Here is an 18,422-nt window from a genome sequence, read left to right as displayed (position 1 = left end):
CCTGTGGTCCCATGTGCTGACGGTATGGCGTACCCGGAGGGACGGGGGAGTGGTTGTGCGGAACGGAGCCCTGGCGGCGGTGGCGGTCTGCGTACTGGCCGCGGGGCTGGCGGGCTGCACCGGCGGTGGCGGTGCGGCGGAGCCGGGCGGACTCCCCCTGGGCCTCGGCGGGACGGCTCCGGCGGATCCGCCGGCCGAGAGGAACGTCCCGGGGATCGGAGGGGGTTCGGACGGGACGAAGCTGGCGGACCGCTCCGCGACGGAGATATCCGAGCGGATGTCCGAGGCGATGGAGGGCCTCACCTCGCTGCGGATGGACGGCAGGCTCACCGTCGACGGCGAGGTGATGGAGCTCGACTTGGCGCTCACCGAGGACGGCGGGTGCAGCGGTTCGGTGACGGTGGACGGCGGCACCGCCGAGGTCGTCCGCACGCAGAAGCGGATGTACATGAAGGGCAACGAGCGGTTCTGGGAGAGCCAGAGCGACGGTGCCCCGGAGGACGGCGCGGTCGTCGAGCTGCTGAAGGACCGCTGGGTGAAGGTGCCCCCCGAGGAGGCCGACGCCGAGTTCGGCGCCATCTGCGACCTCGACAGGATGCTGGACAGCCTGGACGACCCCGGTGCGGACAGCGTCACCAAGGGCGCCCTGACGGAGATCGACGGCCGGCCGGCCATCCCGCTGGTCGAGCGGAGGGATGGGGAGACCACCACCGGCTATGTCGCCGACGACGACGCCGAGCCCTATCTGCTGCGGGTGGAGAGCGAGGACGGCGACGAACCGGGTGTGATCGACCTCACCGGCCACAACGAGGAGGTCGAGATCACCGAGCCGCCCGCGTCCGAGGTCATCGACCCGGAGGACTTCGGTGGACCGGACACCTCCGAGGACGTCTGACGTCTGACGGCCTTCTTCCCGTCACCGGGAGCCGGGAGCGGCGGAAAGCGGCGAAACACCGTCAAGCACCGCAAGAACACCGGGAACCGGATTTCGGAACTTCGTTTTCCTCACCCCGGGGAACCGTCCGCCTGTGCTCTGTGGTCCCCTCTTCCGGTACGAACCGCTCAACTGAGAGGCACTGAGAGCGTGAGAGTGAAGAAGAGCATCCTGGCAGCGACGGCGGTCCTCGCCACGGCCGCCGGGCTGGCGGGCTGCTCCAACGGGGGCAGTGGAACGGAAGGCAGCGCCACCAAGCTGCAGGAGAGCTCCGCACAGGAGATAACCGACAAGGCGGCCGAGGCGACGAAGGCGCTCGACTCGGTGCGCATGGCCGGTCAGATCTACAGCGAGGGCGAGCGGCTGCAGCTCGACATGGCGCTCGCCAAGGACGGCAAGTGCACCGGCACGATCTCGATGGGCGAGGGCACCGCCGAGGTCCTCAACAACGGCACCGCGTCCTACATGAAGGGCGACGAGGCGTTCTGGCAGGCCCAGAGCAAGGGCGAGGCGGAGGCCGGCACGTTCGTCGAGATGCTCAAGGGCCGCTGGGTGAAGATGGGCGGTGAGCAGGGCGCCGATGCCGGGTTCGACAGCTTCTGCGATCTGGACAAGCTGCTCGCGGACATGGATTCGGACACCTCCACGAAGGCCACCAAGGGCGAACTGACGGAGATCGACGGCCGGCAGGCCATCCCGCTGGTCGAGGAGGACGGCAAGGAGACCACCACCGTCTACGTCGCCAACGACGACGCCGAGCCCTACCTCCTGCGGATGGAGAACGAGGGCAGCGACGAGCCGGGTGTGATGGACCTCACCGACCACAACAAGCCGGTGAAGATCACCGAACCGCCGGCCTCCGAGGTCCTCGACCTGGCGGAACTCGGCGCCCAGTAAGGCGTTCGGCAAGGCGTGCCGGGCCGGCGGGGGCGGCCGGCCCGGCGCTCCCCGCCGGCACCGCGGCTCGGCGGCTGTCGGCGGGGAGCGCTAGCGTCTTACGGGTGCCCGCACAGCTCACCGGCCCCGACGACCTCAGACAGCTCCTCGGCATCCCGTTCACCGCCGAGCAGTTGGAGTGCGTCACGGCCCCGCCCGCGCCGCAGGTCATCGTGGCCGGAGCCGGCTCGGGCAAGACGACGGTGATGGCCGCCCGGGTGGTCTGGCTGGTGGGCACCGGCCAGGTCGCCCCCGACCGGGTGCTCGGGCTGACCTTCACCAACAAGGCGGCGGGTGAGCTGACCGACCGGGTGCGCAAGGCCCTGCACCGGGCCGGGGTGCTCGACCCGGATCCGGCCGACCCCGACCACGCGCCCGGCGAGCCGCGGATCTCCACGTACCACGCCTTCGCCGGGCAGCTGCTGACCGAGCACGGACTGCGGCTGGGCGTCGAGCCCTCGGCCCGGCTGCTGGCCGACGCCACCCGCTACCAGCTCGCCGCCTCGGTCCTGCGCGCCGCGTCCGGCCCGTTCACGGCGCTGACCAAGTCCGTGGGCGAACTCGTCCGCGACCTGCTGGCGCTGGACGCCGAGCTCGCCGAGCACCTGGTGGAGCCCGAGCGGCTGCGGGAGTACGACACCGGGCTGCTGGAACTGCTGACCGGCGGCGCCGTGCGGCTCACCAACGCCGCCCTGCGGAAGGTGCCCGAGACCGTGCGCGGCCGGCTGGAGCTGCTGGGCCTGGTCGAGGAGTACCGGGCCCGCAAGCGCGAACGCGAACTGCTCGACTTCGGCGACCAGATGGCCCTGTCGGCGCGGCTGGCGCGCGACGTCCCCGAGGTCGGCCGGATCCTGCGCGAGGAGTACGCCGTGGTGCTGCTCGACGAGTACCAGGACACCTCCGTCGCCCAGCGCGTGCTGCTGGCCGGGCTGTTCGGCTCGGGCACCGGGCACGCCGTCACCGCCGTCGGCGACCCCTGTCAGGCCATCTACGGCTGGCGCGGCGCCTCCGTGGCCAACCTCGACGACTTCCCCGAGCACTTCCCCCGCGCCGACGGCACACCCGCCCGCCGCCACGCCCTGAGCGAGAACCGCCGCAGCGGCGGACGGCTGCTGACGCTGGCCAACACCCTCGCCGCCCCGCTGCGTGCCCGCCACGCCGGAGTGGAGGCGCTGCGCCCCGCCCCCGGTGCCGAGCGCGACGGGGTGGTGCGCTGCGCCCTGCTGCGCACCCACGCCGAGGAGATCGCCTGGCTGGCCGACTCCGTCGCCCATCTGGTGAACACCGGTACCGAGCCCGGCCGGATCGCCGTGCTGTGCCGCACCGCCGGCGACTTCGCCGAGATCCAGGGCGCGCTGGTGGCCCGGGACGTCCCCGTCGAGGTCGTCGGTCTGTCCGGGCTGCTGCACCTGCCGGAGATCGCCGATCTGGTCGCCATGTGCGAGGTCCTCCAGGACCCGACCGCCAACGCCGCCCTGGTACGGCTGCTCACCGGTCCGCGCTGGCGCATCGGCCCGCGCGACCTCGCCCTGCTGGGCCGGCGCGCCCGGCTCCTGGTGCCCCGCGGCCCCCGCACTCCGGACGGCGAGGTGGACGTCGAGGCGCGGCTGGCCGCCGCGGTGGAGGGCACCGACCCGGCCGAGGTGGTCTCGCTGGCCGACGCGCTCGACACCTTCCTCGACTCCGGCGGCCACCAGGACCCGCTGCCCTTCTCGGCCGAGGCCCGGGTGCGCTTCGCCCGGCTGGCCGCCGAGATCCGGGAGCTGCGCCGCTCGCTGGGCGATCCGCTGATGGACGTCCTGCACCGGGTGCTGTCCGCCACCGGCCTGGAGGTGGAGCTCTCCGCCTCCCCGCACGCGCTGGCGGCCCGCCGCCGGGAGACCCTGGGCGCCTTCCTGGACGTCGCCGCGGGCTTCGCGTCCCTGGACGGGGAGTCCACCCTGCTGGCGTTCCTGGGCTTCCTGCGCGCCGCCGGCGAGTACGAGAAGGGACTGGACAGCTCGCTGCCCGGCGGGGAGAACACCGTCAAGGTGCTCACCGCGCACAAGTCCAAGGGCCTGGAGTGGGACGTGGTCGTGGTCCCCGGGCTGGTGCGGAGGAACTTCCCCAGCGAACAGGGCCGCGAGTCCTGGCTCGCCCAGTACAAGGTGCTGCCGCCCGCCCTGCGCGGCGACGCGGCCACCCTGCCTGCGCTCGCGGGCTGGACGGCGAAGGACCGGAAGGACTACGACGAGGCGGTGAAGGAGCACCAGTACACCGAGGAACTGCGGCTGGGCTACGTCACCTTCACCCGGCCCCGCTCCCTGCTGCTCGGCTCGGGCCACTGGTGGGGGCCGAGCCAGAAGACGCCGCGCGGCCCCTCGGTCTTCCTCGACGCGCTGCGCGAGCACTGCGAGTCCGGTGCCGGGCACGGCGAGGTCGAGCACTGGGCCGACCCCCCGGCGGCGGGCGAGGAGAACCCGGCCCTGGCCGGACCGGCCGAGGAACTGGTCTGGCCGCTGCCGCTGGACGAGGACGCCCTGGCCCGGCGCCGGGCCGCCGCCGCCCGGGTCATGGCCCGGCTGGACGGCCGTCCGGAGGGTAGGCCGTCCGGCCGGCCGGACGCGCCGGGCGGGACGCCGGAGCGGGACGGCACGGACGCCCTCCCCGCCCGGCCGCTGCCGCGCCCGAGACCGCCCGCCGGTGAGCCGGCCGGACCGGACGCCCCGGAACCGGCCGAGGGGGAGGAGCTGGTGCCGGAGGAGGCGCGGCTCGTCGCCTCCTGGGACCGCGACCTGGAGGCGCTCGCCGCCGAGCTGCGCCGGGCGCGGTCGGGCGTACGGGAGGTGCCGCTGCCCCACTCCCTGTCCGCCACCCAGCTCGTCCGGCTGGCCGCCGATCCCGAGGGCTTCGCCCGGGAGCTGGCCCGGCCCATGCCGCAGCCGCCCCGGCCCGCCGCCGCCCGGCGCGGCGCCCGGTTCCACGCCTGGGTGGAGTCCCGCTTCGAGGAGCTGGAGCTCCCCCTGCTCGACCCCGAGGAGCTGCCGGGCGCGGACGGCGACCCCGGCGCGTACGGGAGCGGGAGCGCCGTGGAGATCGCCGACGAGAAGGACCTGGCCGCGCTCAAGGAGGCGTTCGCCCGTACCCCCTACGCACACCGCGCCCCGTACCGGGTCGAGGTGCCCTTCCGGCTCGTCCTCGCCGGGCGGGTGGTCCGCGGCCGGATCGACGCGGTCTACCGGGACGAGGACGGCCGGGGCTTCGAGATCATCGACTGGAAGACCGGCCGCTCCGGACAGGCCGACCCCCTCCAGCTCGCCGTCTACCGCCTGGCCTGGGCCGAGCGGCACGGGCTGCCGCTCGGGGCCGTGCGTGCCGCCTTCCTCCACGTCCGCAGCGGTGAGCTGGTCCGTCCCGCGGAGCTGCCGGGCCGGGCCGGGCTGGAGCGGCTGCTGCTGTACGGGTCCGTGGGACCCGGTGGCTCCGGCGGACCCCATGGACGCCACGGCCCCCACGGACCCCACGGACCCGGCGGACCCGCGGACGGAACCGGGCCGGACGGCCGGGAGGGCGCGGCGGCCGATTCCGGGCCGGGCGGGGCCTCCGGCTAGGCTCGGGGCATGAGCACCACCCCGGCCGTCCGCGGACACCGCCCGATCGCGCTCACCGCCACCGGTGGCATCGACCGCGCCGCCCACCACCGGCTGGACGAGGCATGGCTCGCGGCGGCCTGGAGCCATCCGACGACCCGCTGCTTCGTGGTCTCCGGCGGGCAGGCGCTGGTCGAGGACACCGGGGACGGCCGCGCCGAGCTGGTGACCATGCCGTCCTTCGACGCCCCCCTGACCGAGGCGCACCGCTACTTCCTCGGCATCGACGAGGAGGGTGTGCGCTACTTCGCGCTGCAGAAGGACGCGCTGCCGGGCCGGCTGGACGACGCGGCCCGTCCGGCGGGCCTGCGGGAGGCGGGCGCCCTGCTCTCCGAGCGGGACGCCCAGCTGCTGGTGCACGCGGTGGCCCTGGAGAACTGGCAGCGGATGCACCGCTTCTGCTCGCGCTGCGGCAAGCGCACGGTCATCGCCGCCGCCGGTCACATCCGCCGCTGCCCGGCCTGCGGCGGCGAGCACTACCCGCGCACCGATCCTGCCGTGATCATGCTGGTGACGGCCCCCGACGGCCGGGTGCTGCTGGGCCGCCAGGTGCACTGGCCCAAGGGCCGCTTCTCCACGCTCGCCGGCTTCGTGGAGCCGGGAGAGTCCATCGAGCAGGCGGTCGTACGGGAGGCGGGCGAGGAGGCCGGTGTCGTGATCGAGCGGGTGGAGTACGTCGCCAGCCAGCCGTGGCCCTTCCCCTCCAGCCTGATGCTGGGCTTCGTGGCGCACGCCGCCTCCACCGAGATACGGGTGGACGGCGAGGAGATCGAGGAGGCCCGCTGGTTCTCCCGCGCCGAGCTGCGCGCCGCGTTCGCCTCCGGCGAGGTGCTGCCGCCGTCGGGGGTCTCGATCGCGGCCCGGCTGATAGAGCTGTGGTACGGGGAGCCGCTGCCCGTGCGCTGACCGGGGACGGCCGCCCGCCGGCCCGTTCGTCCGTCGGGGCCCGGTCCGGCCCGCTGTCCTGCTCAGGGCTCCAGACCGCGCAGCAGCGCGGTGAGCCCTCCGGTGAACTCCCGCCCGGCGCCGACGTGCCGGGCGTCCCGGGCGGCCGCGGCCAGGTGGGGGAAGTCGGCCGCCGGCAGTTCGGGTACGGCCGCCGTGCCCCCGCCCGCCAGGGGCCCGAGGTGCTCCAGCTGGATAGCCCCGACGACGTGGCCGAGCAGCGCGCGCAGCGCCACGACCCGGCGCTCGCCGTCGAAGCCGGCCTCGGTGAGGACCGCCAGCACCGTCTCCGACCAGCGCAGCACTCCGGGGGAGGTGTGCCGGTGGAGGACCGTCAGCGGAACCGCGGACGGGTGGGCGGCCACGGCGTCGCGCAGCCGTCCGGCCAGGATTGCGATCCGTTCCCGCCACGGCAGGTCCGCGGGCGGCGGCTCGGCCTCCACGGCGCACAGCACGAGTTCCACGACGAGCTCCTCCAGCTGCTCGCGGTCCTCCACGTACCGGTAGAGCGCCATCGTGCTGACCCCGAGTTCCCTGGCGACCGTGCGCATCGACAGCCCGGCGAGGCCGTCGCGGTCGATGACGGCGAGGGCCGCGGTGGCCAGCCGGGTCGGGGTGAGGGAGCGGGGGCGGGGCATGACGGTTGACAGCGTACGGGATACGCCTACGCTGTTGGGTGTACGCCGTACACTTACGGCCCGTATCCCGGAGAGTGCCCGATGCGCAGATCAGTGAAACTGGAACCCGGATCGTCCGTCCCCGCCCGCACGCTCACCCCCGTCTCCGGCCCTCCGGCCGTGGTCCCCGACCCCGAACGGCTGGTGCACCTGCAGTTCCGGCGGTTCGCCGGCTGCCCGGTCTGCAACCTGCACCTGCGGTCCGTGGTGCGGCGCCACGCGGAGATCGAGGCGGCGGGCGTCCGGGAGGTGGTGGTCTTCCACTCGCACCCGGAGGAACTGGCGCCCTACGCGGCGGACCTCCCGTTCGCTCTCGTCGCCGATCCGGACAAGCGGCTGTACGCCGAGTTCGGGGTGGAGTCGGCGCCCCGCTCCCTGCTCTCCCCGCGCGCCTGGTGGCCGGTCGCCAGGGCGGTCGCGCGCAGTGCGCGGGCGACCGCCCTGGGGCGGGAGCGCAGGCCGCCGGTCAGACCGCACGGCGGCGCGCTCGGCCTCCCCGCCGACTTCCTGATCGCACCCGGCGGCCGGGTCGTCGCCGCCAAGTACGGCGAACACGTCTACGACCAGTGGCCGGTCGACGAACTGCTCACCCTGGCCGCCCGGTCCCGGCGGCCGTCCCCGACGCAGGAAGGCGCGTGACGGCCGCCGGCCCGGCCCGCACAGGCTGAGCGGCCTCTCGGTGTGGCACACCGCGCGCCGCACGGTGCCGGGGCACCGCCGGCACTCACGGAGGGAAGGGCCACGGGCAGATGGACGACCAGGTGTTCCTCGATCAGGTGGCCGACCGGCTCGCCGCGCTCCCCGGAGTCCGTGCCGTGACTCTCGGCGGCTCCCGTGCGCAGGGCGTCCACCGGCCGGACAGCGACTGGGACCTCGCGCTCTACTACCGGGGCGGCGCCGACCCCTTCGACCCCGCGGACCTGCGGGCGGCCGGCCGGCCCGGCGAGGTCTCGGAGCTCGGTGGCTGGGGCGGCGGGGTGTTCAACGGCGGTGCCTGGCTGACGGTCGACGGCCGCCGGGCGGATGTGCACTACCGGGATCTGGACGTGGTGGAGCACGAGATCACGGAGGCGGAGCGGGGTCGTTTCCGCATCGAGCCCCTGCTGTTCCACCTGGCCGGGATCCCCAGCTGTCTGGTCGTCGGCGAGCCGGCCCTGAGCCGGGTGCTCCGTGGCGTGCTGCCCCGTCCGTCGTACCCCGAGGCGCTGCGCCGGGCTGCCGCGGGGCGGTGGCGGGACACCGCCCGGCTCACCCTGTCCTACGCCCGGTACGGCCACGCGCCGCACGGCCGGCTCACCGAGGTCGCCGGGACGCCGGCCACCGCGGCCGTCCAGGCGGGGCACGCGGTACTCGCGGCCCGGGGCGAGTGGGTGACGAACGAGAAGCGGTTGCTGGAACGCGCCGGACTGCGCGGTGTGGACGGTGTCCTCGCGGGACTGGACACCGGTCCGGAGCGCCTGGCGGCGGCCGTCGGCACCGTCGGGGCACTGGTGGAGGAGGTGCTCCGGGAGGAGTTCGGCAGGGCGTTCGGGGAGCGACCCGGCGCGGCCGGCTGAGACGGACGTGCCCGGGGCGGCCCACCGCCTGCTCGCGGTGGGCCGCCCCGGGCACGGTGTCGGGCGTCAGGCGCCGATCTTCTGCCTGACCTGCGCGATCGACGGGTTGGGAAGGGCCGAGCCGTCGGGGAAGAGAACGGTCGGGACGAGCTGGTTGCCGTTGTTGACCTTCTCGACGAAAGCCGCGGCCTCCGGGTCGTGCTCGATGTTGACCTCGGTGTACGCGATTCCCTCGCGGTCCATCTGGCCCTTGAGCCGGCGGCAGTAGCCGCACCAGGTGGTGCTGTACATCGTCACCGTTCCCGCCATGGGTTCTCGCGCTCCTTCGTCCTCGGTCGTCGGCCTTCTCGGCTGTCGGCAACGGTGGAACGCCCGGCGGGCCGGGACCATTCCCGGCCCGCCGGGCCCGCCCGGCCCGCCGGGCCCGCCGCACCTTCCGGGCCTCCGCGGGTTTCGTGTGACGAATCCGGGGCGCCTGTGGACAACGGTTACGGGCCGCCGCGCGGACCTGGCAGCATGGCGGGGTGACAGCAGCAACGTCCTCCACTCTGTTCCCATCGGTTCCCGACTCCCCGGACGCGGTGCTCGAAGGGCTCGATCCCGAGCAGCGCGAGGTGGCGACGGCGCTGCACGGTCCGGTGTGCGTGCTGGCGGGCGCCGGTACGGGCAAGACGCGGGCGATCACGCACCGGATCGCGTACGGGGTGCGTGCCGGGATGCTCCCGCCCGCGAGCGTGCTGGCCGTCACCTTCACCAACCGCGCGGCGGGCGAGATGCGCGGGCGGCTGCGCCAGCTCGGCGCGGCCGGCGTCCAGGCCCGCACCTTCCACTCCGCGGCCCTGCGGCAGCTGCAGTACTTCTGGCCGAAGGCGGTCGGGGGCGAGCTGCCCCGGCTGCTGGAGCGCAAGGTCCAGCTCGTCGCGGAGGCCGCGGCCCGCTGCCGCATCCGGCTCGACCGCAACGAACTGCGGGATGTGACGGGCGAGATCGAGTGGGCCAAGACCACCCAGACGGTGCCGGAGGACTACCCGGCCGCGGTGGCGAAGTCCTTCCGCGAACCGCCCCGGGATCCGGCCGAGACCAGCGGGATCTACCGCCTCTACGAACAGCTCAAGCGCGAGCGCGCGGTGATCGACTTCGAGGACGTGCTGCTGCTGACGGTGGGCATCCTCCAGGACCGCCCCGACATCGCCGACACCGTGCGGGGGCAGTACCAGCACTTCGTCGTGGACGAGTACCAGGACGTCAGCCCGCTCCAGCAGCGGCTGCTGGAGCTGTGGCTGGGGGAGCGGGACACCATCTGCGTCGTCGGCGACGCCAGCCAGACGATCTACTCGTTCACCGGCGCCACCCCCGACCACCTGCTGAACTTCCGTGCCCGCCATCCCGACGCCACGGTGGTCAAGCTGGTGCGCGACTACCGCTCCACCCCGCAGGTGGTGTACCTGGCCAACGGGCTGCTGGCCCAGGCGAAGGGGCGGGCCGCCGAGCACCGGCTGGAGCTGGTCTCGCAGCGCGAGGCCGGGCCCGAGCCCGTCTACACCGAGTACGCCGACGAGCCCGCCGAGGCCGAGGGGGTGGCCCGCCGTATCCGGGAGCTGCTGGACGCCGGGGTCGCGGCGAGCGAGGTCGCGGTCCTGTACCGGGTCAACGCCCAGTCCGAGGTCTACGAGCAGGCCCTCGCCGACGCGGGGGTGCCCTACCAGCTGCGGGGCGCCGAGCGGTTCTTCGAGCGGCCCGAGGTGCGGGAGGCCGGGCTCGCCCTGCGCGGCGCCGCACGCGCCGGGAGCAACGACACGCTGCTGGCCGACGCCGTGGACCTGCCCTCCCAGGTGCGGGCGGTCCTCGGGGGCACCGGCTGGACGCCGCAGCCCCCGGCGGGCTCGGGCGCGGTGCGCGACCGCTGGGAGTCGCTGGCCGCCCTGGTCCGGCTCGCCGAGGACTTCGCCCGGGCCCGCCCGGCGGCGGCGCTGGGTGATTTCGTGGCGGAGCTGGACGAGCGGGCCGGCGCCCAGCACGCCCCCACCGTCGAGGGCGTCACCCTCGCCTCGCTGCACGCCGCCAAGGGCCTGGAGTGGGACGCGGTCTTCCTGGTCGGACTGACCGACGGCACGGTGCCGATCACCCACGCGAAGACGGACGAGCAGGTCGAGGAGGAACGCCGGCTGCTGTACGTCGGCGTCACCCGCGCCCGGCGGCATCTGTCCCTGTCCTGGGCGCTGTCCCGGTCGCCGGGCGGCCGCGGCAGCCGCCGTCCCAGCCGGTTCCTGAACGGCCTGCGCCCCGGCTCGTCGGCCGGCGGCGGGCGCGCGGGCGGTGGCGGGGGCGTCGAGCGCGGCGGCCGGTCGCGCAAACGCCGCGGGCCGGTGCGGTGCCGGGTCTGCGGGCGCACTCTCATCGATCCGGGCGAGATGAAGCTGATGCGCTGCGAGGGCTGCCCCTCCGACCTCGACGAGGAGCTGTACGAGCGGCTGCGCGAGTGGCGTTCGGGCCAGGCCCGCGAGCTCGGCCAGCCCGCGTACTGCGTCTTCACCGACAAGACCCTCATGGCGATCGCCGAGGCCGTGCCCGACAACGAGGCGGAGCTGGCGCGGATCCCGGGGGTGGGCGCGCGCAAGCTGCAGCGGTTCGGCGCGGAGGTGCTGGCCCTGTGCGCGGGCGAGGCGGTCGGGACGGACGGGACGGACGGGGACGAGGGGACAGGGGTGGGCGCGGAGGGCGCGGGAGAGGCGGGAGAGGGGCCGGAACGGGTCGCCGAACAACTGGACGAATAGGTTCCGGAATCTGTCACAGCGGCTGTTACGAAACCACGGGAAAAATAGTTTGCGCGCGCGGTGCGAAGCCTCATAGCCTTCACGGGCACGGAAGAGGGGAGGTCTTCTCCCGCAACCGCTTCCATGCTGTACTTGCCCTTGAACATCCGGACCGGCACGTCCTGCCGGTCCCCCGAAGACGCCGAGAGGAGGCGAGACCAATGGCCAGCATCACCAAGAAGGAACTGATCAGCCGTGAGGCCGTCGCCTCCTGCCTGCTCGGTTCCTGCCTGTCCGGCACCGGTGTCCTCGGTGTCGTGGCGGCCCGTCCGGTCTCCCTCGCGGTTCTTCCGACGATTCGTGAGCGTGTCGCCGGCGAGCGACCGATCCAGGCACCCGCGGTAGCGGCGGTGGCACAGGCGGATGCCTATGCCTTTACCGACGCGGCCAACGGTGCCGACAACGGACAGAAGCAGTCGCAGCACCACACGATGTGGGCCTTCCGTGGGCTCGAACCCTGGAGAGATCCAGCCTGATCGGCTGATCAGGTCGGCACCTTCCAGGGCCGCGGAACCCACACCGGGATCCGCGGCCCTTCTGTTTTCCCCAAGTGACCCGGTCACCAGCCGGGTCGAAGAGACGACACACAGACGAGGAACTCACCGCCGTGCACACCCAGACGCACGCCCCGTCCGTACAGCCCGACCCGATCAGCCCGCCCGAGACCACGGAGGACTCCTTGACCGCCCTCACCACGCTCACCGAGCTGGACGACGCCATCGAGCGTCTCGGTGTGGCCGTGCCCTGCCGCAGCTACGACCCGGAGGTCTTCTTCGCCGAGTCGCCCGCGGACGTGGAGTACGCCAAGTCCCTCTGCCAGACCTGCCCGCTGCGCGAGGCCTGCCTCGCCGGGGCCAAGGACCGCCGCGAGCCCTGGGGAGTCTGGGGCGGCGAGCTGTTCGTCCAGGGCGTCGTCGTGCCCCGCAAGCGGCCGCGTGGCCGCCCCCGCAAGAACCAGGTCACAGCATGAGGACCACCGGCACGATCGACCACCCTGCGACGCACGATCCCGCGCTGCGTCCCCTCCGGAAAACGGAAACCACGATGACCCTTCACAACGAGAACCACGCGAGCATCCAGCCCGACGCGACCGCCGTCTCCCGCCAGAACAGGAACCGTGACATGCAACTCATCCCAGAAGCCATGGCCCGTGTCCATATACAGGAACGGATGCGGGAGGCCCGGACCGAGCAGCTGAGCCACCGGGTGATCGCCGCCCGCCGCATGCAGCGCCGCGCCGAGCGGGCCTCCCTGCGGGCCCGCCGCGCGCTGGCCATGGCCGTCATGCAGTGAGCCGCCGGTGGCCGGTCCGGCACTGCCGGGCCGGCCACCGGCAGCCGTGGAGGCCGGTGCGGGCTGCCGGCACAGGAGAACCGGGGAGCCGGGGCGAAGGACCGCCCCGGCTCCCTTTCCCGGTGTCGCTCTCTTCGTTTCCCGGTGTCGCTTTCCGCGTTCTTCCGCGTTCTTGCGGGCCGGCCCTGCTCGGGACGCCTGCCCGCGGGGTGCCGGTGCCCGTCCCTCCGGCCGGAGGGACGGCAGACCGCTTTCCGGGCCCCTGATCCCGCCCGGCCGCTCCCGGTCTTCCTTGAGCTGCCTGCACGACCCGGGCCGGACCCCTGGACTTCAGGCCAGGGAGCCCGTCAAGCGGGAGTCTCCGTCATCTCCGCGCCGTCCTCCAGACCGTCCATGCCGTCCAGATCCGGGTCGGCGTCCTCCTCCGGCAGGAAGCCCGGCACCCACTCCTCCATCTCGTCACGCATGCGGACCTGCGCGCCGAGCTGGCACAGCACTCCGATCGTGCTGAGCGTCACCCGGTGGATCAGCAGGTACGAGGGCGGCAGGTTGAGCCGCTTGCCCAACTGGTAGGCGGGGGAGCGCGGATCGGCGATCCGGGTCGCCTGCTCGCGCATCCAGCCCCTGGAGAAGGTGAACTCCTCCATCTGCGCGGGTTCGATGATGGGCAGGAGGTAGTCCATCACCGCCTCCGGATCCAGCTCGACAGTCGGCTTGACGAAGCCCTCCTCGCACAGCAGCTCGTACACCGACGCCGCGTCGCCGTCGAGGGTCATCCGCAGTGTGGTGCCGATCGTCGGGGGCAGCCCCTCCGGCAGCCGGTCGACCGTGCCGAAGTCCATCACCCCCAGCCGCCACTCCTCCGGCGGGCCGTCGGGGGCGTCGTCGGTCAGCAGCCGGAAGTTCCCCGGGTGCGGGTCGGCGTGCAGCAGTCCGGTGCGGGCCGTGCCCGAGAAGAGGAAGCGGGCCAGTAGCTGCCCGGCCCGGTCCCGCTCGGCCTGGCTTCCGTCCCTGATCACCTCGGACAGGGGGACCCCTGTCAGCCACTCGGTGACCAGCACCTGGTCGCACTGGTACACCACCTCCGGCACCCGTACGTCCGGGTCACCGGCGAACTCCTCGGCGTACGCCTGCTGCGCCTGTGCCTCCAGGCCGTAGTCCAGCTCCTCGGTGACCCGGTCGCGCAGCTCCGATATCAGGGGCTTGACGTCCAGGCCCGGGACGAGCGGTCCCAGCAGCCGGGCGAAGCGCCCCAGCTGGTTCAGATCCGACACGAGCGCCTCGCCGGCGCCCGGGTACTGCACCTTCACCGCCACCGGGCGCCCGTCGTGCCAGACGCCGCGGTGCACCTGGCCGATCGAGGCGGCCGCCGAGGGCCTGTCCTCGAACTCCTCGAACAGCTCCCGCCAGTCCTCGCCCATCCGCTCGGCCAGCACGGCGTGCACGGTGGCCACGGGCATCGGCGGCGCCGCCTCCTGGAGCTTTGTCAGCGCCGCGCGGTACGGCCCGGCCACTTCCTCGGGGAGCGCCGACTCGAAGACCGACAGGGCCTGGCCGAACTTCATGGCCCCGCCCTTCAGCTCTCCGAGGACCTTGAACAGCTGCTCGGCGGTGCGCTGCTGCATCTCGTTCCCGACCAGTTCCGCGGAGTAACCGCCGATCCGCTTGCCCAGTCCCCAGGTCGCACGCCCCGCCATTCCCAGCGGCAGTGCGGCCAGCTTGGCGGTACGGGTGACGGCCTTGCGCGGAAGATCCGACATGTGCCCCTCCAACTTCCCGACAGCACGACCGAGTGGCAGCGCCGAGGACAGCGGTCATGTGGCCATTGTGGACCTCCGTGCCTCCTCCGCCGAGAGCGGGCGGCCACCCGGCACGGAATCCGTGGCGGAAGCGGACGCGGAAGCAGCGGCGGACACGGGGGCCGGCACGGGGGCCGACACGGATACCGCGCCGCACGGGCACTCCGGATGGGGCGGCACCGGCTCCGCCCCGGACCGCAGCCGGGGGAGCGTCCAGAGGTGCCTGGAGTCCGTGGCCCAGCTCTCGTCCCCGTCCAGGAAGTCCAGCGCGCAGCCGGCGGTGGCCCCCGCCACCACCGCCGCCAGCGCCACGTCGCAGGCGGGCACCCCCGAGCGCCGTGCCGACCGCCACTGCGCCACCAGCAGCGGCCAGGCGGGCTCCCGGTCGGCGTACCCGAGCATCAGGCACCCCGCGCACGCCGTGGCTCCCGGCAGCACCAGCGGACCCACGAAGCCGGTTCCCTCCACCACTCCCGCGTACAGATGCGGCCGCCCGGCACCGACCAGCTCCTCGGCCGCCGCCTGGTCCGGGGCGTAGGCGGCCAGCCCGTCGCGGGGCGCGATCACCACCAGGGCGGTGCCCGGGTCCGGTGCCGCGGGATCCGGCCCGGCCCGCCGGGAACCGGGAGCCGCCCGCCGCACCGCCCGGTCCGCGGCCGAGGTCCGCCGCTGGCCGCACTGGTCGGCCGCGACACCGCCCGGAGCGGTGTCCCAGGGCGCCACACAGCCCCCGTCCACCACCTCGACCCGCCCCACCCCGGCCGCCGACAGCAGCGCCGCCACCGCCGCCCCGACCCGGCCCGCGCCGCGCACCTGCACCCGGGCCTCCGCCCGGGCGGCCAGCCGCCGCACCGCGCCACCCGGCTCCGGCCGGAGCACCGAGAGGGAACCCAGATCCGGCCGGAGCCGGTCGTCCACCCGGGCCGCGGCCCGCCGGTGCGCGGTGGCGTCGTCCAGCAGCCCGGCGGCCGTGAGCCGGGCCACCAGCCGGTCGGCCGTGTCCGCCGCCAGGCCCATTCCCTCCGCGGCCCGCCTGAGCTGCGGCAGACTGCGTGTGCCGTCGAACAACTCCAGGAAACCGCCGGTCGCGGTGTCCAGTGGGCCCAGCAGCACCGCGTGTGCGGGAGTCACCCCGTACCGCACGGTGTGCCGGTCCCGCCAGGCGCGCCGCAGCGCCGGTTTGATCATCGGATGCACTCGGACCCCCGAATCCGCAGGGAGGAACACCGGCGGGCGCCGGTGGGAGGCGCCCGCCGCTTGCCGGACGGGTCCCAGCATGCGGCTCCGCCGACGACCGCCGCGGGGAGTTGTCCACAGGCCATGGCATCGGTCGTACTCGTCGTACCGGTGCTGCTCCGGTGCCGGATCCGGCACCGGAGCCGGTGTGTGCCGCGGCGCGCGGACGTCTCCCGCGCTCCGGGACCCGCGACACCGGCGCGTCCCGGGGACGTTTCCCCCCGATGCACCCGGGAGGCGGGACTTCCACCGACGTCAGCGGGTAACGTCGGGACGTGTCCGCCGACCCGCTGAACAGCCCCGAACCGCCGCACCGCGGCCCCGGTCCCGGCCCGGCCGCGGTGCCGGGCGCGGTCGAGGTGCGCCGCAGCTCACGGCGGCGGCGCACGGTCTCCGCGTACCGCGAGGGCGGCCGCACCGTCGTCCTCATCCCGGCCCGGATGTCCGAGGACGAGGAACGGCGCTGGGTGAGCGTGATGCTCGACAAGCTGGCCGCCCAGGAGAGCAGGCGGCGGCTCGACGACGGCGAGCTGGCCGAGCGCGCCGTACACCTGTCCCGGCAGTACCTCCAGGACTGTGCCCGTCCGGCCTCGGTCCGCTGGGTCACCAACCAGAACACCCGCTGGGGCTCGTGCACCCCCGCCGAGCGCAGCATCCGGCTGTCCCACCGCCTCCAGGGCATGCCGGAGTACGTCGTCGACTACGTCCTCCTGCACGAGCTGGCGCATCTGCTGGTCCCCGGCCACGGCCCGCGGTTCTGGCGGCTGTTGGACGCCTATCCGCGCACCGAGCGGGCCCGCGGCTTCCTGGAGGGCGTGGTCGCCGCCGAACGGCTGCCCAATCTTCCCTGTGACCAGGACGAGTGATACCGGGGAAGTACCGGTTAGCCTGGCGCAACGCAATTCACCGCTTCGGATGGGGGACGGTCGTTACGCATGGCCAGGGAATTCCAACGCGGCCACAAGGCCAGAATCAGCGATCTGACAGCCGGAACGGATCTGTACGTGGGCGTGCGTATCTCCGCGCCCGGGCTGACCTTCGACATCAGCTGCTTCGGCCTCGACGCCGATGAGCGGCTCTCCGACGACCGTTACTTCGTCTTCTTCAACCAGCCCGCCTCGCCGGAGGAGTCGATCCGGCTCCTGGGCGCGCAGGCGGGCGACACCGAGTCCTTCCGGGTGACGCTGGACCGCATCCCCGCGGACATCCGGAAGCTGTCCTTCACCGCCACGATCGACGGCGCCGGGCAGATGTCCCGGATCGACCCCGGCTACCTGCGGATCGTCGCGGGCGGCGAGGAGGTCGCGCGCTACGCGTTCGACGGGTCGGAGTTCACCACCGAGCGCGCCGTGATGCTCGGCGACTTCTACCTGAAGGACGTCTGGCGCTTCGCGGCCGTCGGACAGGGCTTCGACGGCGGTCTGGACGCGTTGCTGAAGCACTTCGGCGGCGAGGTCGCGGAGGAGCGGCCGGAGCCCCCGGTGCCCGCCCCCGCCGCCGCGGCGCCCGGGTTCGCCCCGCCCGCGGGACCGGCACCCGGCTTCGCGCCCCCGGCGGCGCCGCCCGCCCCTGCCCCGCAGGCACCGCCGCCCGCTCCGGCCCCGGCCGCGCCGCCCTTCGGGCAGCCCGGCCAGGCGCCGCCCTTCGGGCAGCCCGGCCAGGCGCCGCCCCCCGGCCAGCCCGCCCCGTCCCCGTACGGAGGCCCGCCGACCCAGCCGGGCTTCCCCGGCCAGGCGCCGCCTCCCGCGCCTCCCGGTCCGCCCGCGCCCCCGCCCACCGCTCCCACGATGCCCGGCGCTCCCACGATGCCCGGCGCGCCCGTGCCCAATCCCTTCGGGCAGCCGCAGGCCCCCCACCAGCCCCAGCAGCAGCCCTTCGGGCAGTCCGCCGGCCACCCGGGAGGCCCGCCCGGCGGCTTCCCGCCGGTGCCCCAGGGCCCGGCGGCCGGGATCGGCGCCGGACTGGAGAAGTACCGCGAGGCGCCCACCGGCCGGCGCTGGACCCTGCAGAACTCCGCGCTCGTCCGGGCCGACCTCGGCCACGACGGCCAGGGCGTCCTCGCCCGCCAGGGCAGCATGGTGCTGTACCAGGGCAAGGTCGACTTCTCCCACAAGAGCGCCGGATTCACCGGCCGGATCGTCGGCAACGCCACCGGCCAGGAGATGCAGCTGATGCGCTGCACCGGTCGCGGCCAGGTGTTCTTCGCCGAGAACGCCGCCCACGTCCACCCCGTCGAGCTCCAGGGTGACGGCATCTGCGTCTCGGCCGACAACGTGCTCGCCTTCGACGAGGGCCTCCAGTACGAGGTGCGCCGGATCGAGGGCCACGGCATCCCCGGCGGCGCCCTGTTCACCATGCAGTTCCAGGGCACCGGCACCGTCGTGGTCAAGACGCAGGGCACCCCGGTCGTCCTGCCCGTCACCCCGACGACCTTCGCGGACAGCCAGGCCGTCGTCGCCTGGTCCGCCGCCGTCCAGGTGATCATCTCCAGCCAGGTGCGACTGCGCCGCAACGCCTATCCCGGACACAGCGGGGAGACCGTGAACCTCCAGTTCCGCGGCGCGCCCGGCAACTTCGTCGTCGTCCAGCCCTACGAGGTCTGAG

Annotated in this window: 16 protein-coding genes; 12 read left to right on the top strand and 4 right to left on the bottom strand. The window is 74.0% G+C overall.

Features of this window, described 5'->3' with window-relative positions; all coding sequences use genetic code 11:
- Window positions 1-55 precede the first annotated feature (55 nt).
- From CUT44_RS20540 to nudC, 4 genes are all read left to right on the top strand, one after another.
- Complete coding sequence (locus CUT44_RS20540; RefSeq protein WP_100203358.1) at window positions 56-895, top strand: hypothetical protein; 840 nt, start codon at window positions 56-58, stop codon at window positions 893-895.
- A gap of 189 nt (window positions 896-1,084) precedes the next feature.
- A complete protein-coding gene (locus tag CUT44_RS20535; protein WP_146252269.1) occupies window positions 1,085-1,831 on the top strand; it encodes a hypothetical protein in 747 nt (248 codons plus the stop codon).
- Between the two features lie 104 nt (window positions 1,832-1,935).
- The gene (locus tag CUT44_RS20530) at window positions 1,936-5,460 is read left to right on the top strand and encodes an ATP-dependent DNA helicase (protein WP_100203356.1); all 3,525 of its coding nucleotides are present in this window, start codon (window positions 1,936-1,938) and stop codon (window positions 5,458-5,460) included.
- 9 nt (window positions 5,461-5,469) lie between these two features.
- A complete protein-coding gene (nudC, locus tag CUT44_RS20525; RefSeq protein ID WP_100203355.1) occupies window positions 5,470-6,405 on the top strand; it encodes an NAD(+) diphosphatase in 936 nt (311 codons plus the stop codon).
- A 62-nt stretch (window positions 6,406-6,467) separates the two neighbouring features.
- Here nudC and CUT44_RS20520 read toward each other — a convergent pair whose 3' ends face one another.
- Complete coding sequence (locus CUT44_RS20520) at window positions 6,468-7,082, bottom strand: TetR/AcrR family transcriptional regulator (protein WP_100203354.1); 615 nt, start codon at window positions 7,080-7,082, stop codon at window positions 6,468-6,470.
- Between the two features lie 81 nt (window positions 7,083-7,163).
- Between CUT44_RS20520 and CUT44_RS20515 the strand changes: the two genes are divergently transcribed.
- A complete protein-coding gene (locus CUT44_RS20515) occupies window positions 7,164-7,760 on the top strand; it encodes a peroxiredoxin-like family protein (protein ID WP_100203353.1) in 597 nt (198 codons plus the stop codon).
- 110 nt (window positions 7,761-7,870) lie between these two features.
- Entirely contained in the window at window positions 7,871-8,677 is an 807-nt protein-coding gene (locus tag CUT44_RS20510; RefSeq protein WP_100203352.1) for a nucleotidyltransferase family protein, read from the top strand.
- Window positions 8,678-8,743: 66 nt separating this feature from the next.
- Here the strand turns inward: CUT44_RS20510 and CUT44_RS20505 are convergent, their stop codons facing one another.
- Window positions 8,744-8,986, bottom strand: a complete 243-nt coding sequence (locus CUT44_RS20505; RefSeq protein WP_100203351.1) for a mycoredoxin — start codon at window positions 8,984-8,986, stop codon at window positions 8,744-8,746.
- Between the two features lie 215 nt (window positions 8,987-9,201).
- Between CUT44_RS20505 and CUT44_RS20500 the strand changes: the two genes are divergently transcribed.
- From CUT44_RS20500 to CUT44_RS20485, 4 genes are all read left to right on the top strand, one after another.
- Window positions 9,202-11,451: an ATP-dependent DNA helicase UvrD2 gene (locus CUT44_RS20500; protein ID WP_100203350.1), complete on the top strand. Its 2,250-nt coding sequence runs from the start codon at window positions 9,202-9,204 to the stop codon at window positions 11,449-11,451.
- 200 nt (window positions 11,452-11,651) lie between these two features.
- A complete protein-coding gene (locus CUT44_RS20495) occupies window positions 11,652-11,966 on the top strand; it encodes a hypothetical protein (RefSeq protein WP_100203349.1) in 315 nt (104 codons plus the stop codon).
- Between the two features lie 131 nt (window positions 11,967-12,097).
- Window positions 12,098-12,460 (top strand): WhiB family transcriptional regulator, encoded by a 363-nt coding sequence (locus tag CUT44_RS20490; RefSeq protein WP_100203348.1) that lies wholly within the window; start codon window positions 12,098-12,100, stop codon window positions 12,458-12,460.
- Window positions 12,457-12,783 (top strand): hypothetical protein, encoded by a 327-nt coding sequence (locus tag CUT44_RS20485; RefSeq protein ID WP_100203347.1) that lies wholly within the window; start codon window positions 12,457-12,459, stop codon window positions 12,781-12,783. The genes CUT44_RS20490 and CUT44_RS20485 overlap by 4 nt, the downstream gene beginning before the upstream one ends.
- A gap of 347 nt (window positions 12,784-13,130) precedes the next feature.
- Here CUT44_RS20485 and CUT44_RS20480 read toward each other — a convergent pair whose 3' ends face one another.
- Together CUT44_RS20480 and CUT44_RS20475 are read right to left on the bottom strand one after the other, a co-directional pair.
- On the bottom strand, window positions 13,131-14,543 hold the full coding sequence (locus CUT44_RS20480) for an ABC1 kinase family protein (protein ID WP_100203346.1): 1,413 nt from the start codon (window positions 14,541-14,543) through the stop codon (window positions 13,131-13,133).
- A gap of 54 nt (window positions 14,544-14,597) precedes the next feature.
- Window positions 14,598-15,770, bottom strand: a complete 1,173-nt coding sequence (locus CUT44_RS20475; protein WP_408646767.1) for a ThiF family adenylyltransferase — start codon at window positions 15,768-15,770, stop codon at window positions 14,598-14,600.
- A gap of 323 nt (window positions 15,771-16,093) precedes the next feature.
- Between CUT44_RS20475 and CUT44_RS20470 the strand changes: the two genes are divergently transcribed.
- The gene (locus CUT44_RS20470; RefSeq protein ID WP_100203344.1) at window positions 16,094-16,684 is read left to right on the top strand and encodes a M48 metallopeptidase family protein; all 591 of its coding nucleotides are present in this window, start codon (window positions 16,094-16,096) and stop codon (window positions 16,682-16,684) included.
- Between the two features lie 69 nt (window positions 16,685-16,753).
- Window positions 16,754-18,421, top strand: coding sequence for a TerD family protein (locus CUT44_RS20465; RefSeq protein ID WP_100203343.1), 1,668 nt, complete (start codon window positions 16,754-16,756; stop codon window positions 18,419-18,421).
- The last annotated feature ends 1 nt before the right edge of the window (window position 18,422 follow it).

Origin of the sequence: Streptomyces carminius (assembly GCF_002794255.1) — a bacterium.
GTDB classification, from domain to species: domain Bacteria; phylum Actinomycetota; class Actinomycetes; order Streptomycetales; family Streptomycetaceae; genus Streptomyces; species Streptomyces carminius.
Note: the sequence above shows the minus strand (reverse complement) of the source record. Positions and strands in the feature narration are given on the sequence as shown.